At 49.8% G+C, this 2,309-nt stretch carries 3 protein-coding genes and 1 pseudogene; all 4 read left to right on the top strand.

The window, feature by feature from the left end; translation table 11 throughout:
* A partial coding sequence (locus FW760_RS25890; RefSeq protein WP_446444105.1) for an RHS repeat-associated core domain-containing protein occupies nt 1-739 on the top strand: 739 nt, incomplete at its 5' end.
* A gap of 19 nt (nt 740-758) precedes the next feature.
* Nucleotides 759-1,133, top strand: coding sequence for an immunity 50 family protein (locus tag FW760_RS25895; RefSeq protein WP_446444106.1), 375 nt, complete (start codon nt 759-761; stop codon nt 1,131-1,133).
* A gap of 184 nt (nt 1,134-1,317) precedes the next feature.
* Nucleotides 1,318-1,935 (top strand): hypothetical protein, encoded by a 618-nt coding sequence (locus FW760_RS25900; RefSeq protein WP_152644073.1) that lies wholly within the window; start codon nt 1,318-1,320, stop codon nt 1,933-1,935.
* A gap of 97 nt (nt 1,936-2,032) precedes the next feature.
* A pseudogene (locus FW760_RS25905) lies at nt 2,033-2,309 on the top strand (hypothetical protein); the annotation flags it as partial.

Raw genomic sequence — 2,309 nt, forward strand, 5'->3', positions numbered from 1 at the left:
ACGCAGTTACGACTTCGACCAGGACCCGTTGTGGCACACGCACATGCAGCCGCAGGCGTTTGACGCGCTTGCGTGGTACCAGTGCGATCACCTGGGCACGCCGATGGAGCTGACCGACCACAATGGCGAGATGGCGTGGGCGGGGCAGCACAAGGCGTGGGGGGAGGTGCGTGAGGAGCGGTCGGCTTGGGCGAGGCAGGTAGGACTGGGTAATCCGATTCGGTTTCAGGGGCAGTATCACGACCGGGAGACTGGGCTGCACTACAACCGGTATCGGTACTATGATCCGGGGGTTGGGCGATTTCTTAGCCAAGATCCTATTAGCTATGCAGGCGGGATCAATCTCCACCAGTATGCTTTAAATCCAGTTAGCTACGCTGATCCACTGGGTCTTGCATGCGCTCATACCAGACGTGCGAGTTTGCGGGAAATGCGTCGACAGTTGGGCATTCCTAAAAATCAGCATCCAGCCGGCCAAAAAATGGTGCCGCTTACCGATTCAAATGGTAAGTGGATTTTAAACGAAGATAAAAAACCAACTATGACTAGAGAGCTAACTTATCGCGTGAATGGAAAGGATTTCGTTATTCAGGACCATTCGGCAGGTCACAATTATGGTGCAGGAGGTGTTGGGGATCAGCCGTCCCATCACAATGTTCGACCTGCAAGTGACACTCGAACAGGAACTGTAGAGGGCATGGATGATCACTATTATTTTGGCTGTCGGAATAAGAAATAAGATGAATTGTTCTAAAGTAATGAATCCGCAAGCCTTGACCTCAATGTATGGGGAGGTGCCAGATTTTGCAGGTTCAGAGATTTCTGAGATTAACTTTAAGCGAGATGAGCCAAGGGTCTCAGTTAAGTTTCTTACTCAAAATAAACCTAGAAAAAGTCCAGCCAAGTGGCCGGAGAAGTACGATCAGGTCTGCATTGAGCTGTCATTTATAGGGAGTAGGTGCGTGAGCTTTAGTGAGTGGGGGCATGCAAACGTAGTTTGTGAAATTTTATTTGATGTCGTGGATGATGTCGCAGCTGTAACGATACACTGCGAGAATAATAGTCGACTTAAATTAATTTGTGATTGGGTGCGTGTTGAAAGCGTTCGGTATGGGCTCATTGGTACGCCTTAACGGGTTGCTTCTACCCGATTAGCTGGCTGACCAGCTAAGTGGTCAGTAGCAGACCGAGCGCTTTGCCTATGACGGCAATGGCAAGCTGATCCAGGCGATCAACTCGGCAAGCAAGCTGCAGTGGTTCCATGAAGGAGCGGGTAATCTGAACGTTAGTGATTACTTATCCAGGGTGATTGGGGAAATGTTGGATATCTTGGTTCACAGGTCGAAATTCAAATATTTCAAGAAAGGAGGCAGTGATCTTATATCTTCTTTGCCAGCGAGTGATGAGGATGAGTTTGCTGCTGTTATGGCTCGTGGTACAAATGGGTTGTTGGGGTTTAACGTTAGTCCAGCGGCGCGAAGTATCCTGAATGCGTTACTTTGCGAGTGCTATTGCCTTGATGCTCCTGACACTATTTTCCACCCAGGAGAACGGCGTGAGGGTGGAATGCCAGATTATTTTTTTAAAGATAAAGGTGGTGCGTTCAATGGTTTGTTGGTGGAGCATGAGCGTTATGTATTGAGTTTAAAAAAATATAATATCATTTCCCGGCATAAGCATATTGAAGTGCCTCTGCCTTCCATGCTGGCTGAGTTTGTGAGGGATGGTGGTCGCCTCGAAAATGAACTATATAAACACTTGCTGTCTTCGTGCGAGTACTTTGGGATTTTACAGCACTCGGAAGAGCACGGGTGGGGGGCGTTTGATTTGATTTCCCATGATATAGATTATTTTCTTAACAGATTAGAACGCTTGGTGGGTGATCATGGGCGTCTAGTGTTTATCGAAAATATGCGGGATATGCCTTGTTGGTAGTGCGGTCAACGCAATATTGACCTGCGTGGCTGGCCGAACGTACGACTCACCTGACTGATTAGTCGCAGTCCGAGAGCTTGCCTACGATCGCACGGTCATGAAGCTCGACCATCACGAAATACTCAGCTACGAGTGCGATGACCTGCACCGTGAAGTGGTGCGCCATCAGGGCAACAGGCTGATGCAGACCCAGGCCTGGAACCCGGCCGGACGGTTAGCCCGATGCTGCCGGGCAACTGACCGATATCCACGATAGCCACAGTGACGACAAGCTCAAGGTCGAGTACAGCTATGACGCCCTCGGGCGGCGATTGCACAAACACTCGGTTGCGCATTATTCGAACAAGCCGCAGGCCGGCACGGGCTGGAATCAG

Source organism: Pseudomonas sp. 1176_21 (genome assembly GCF_052850635.1).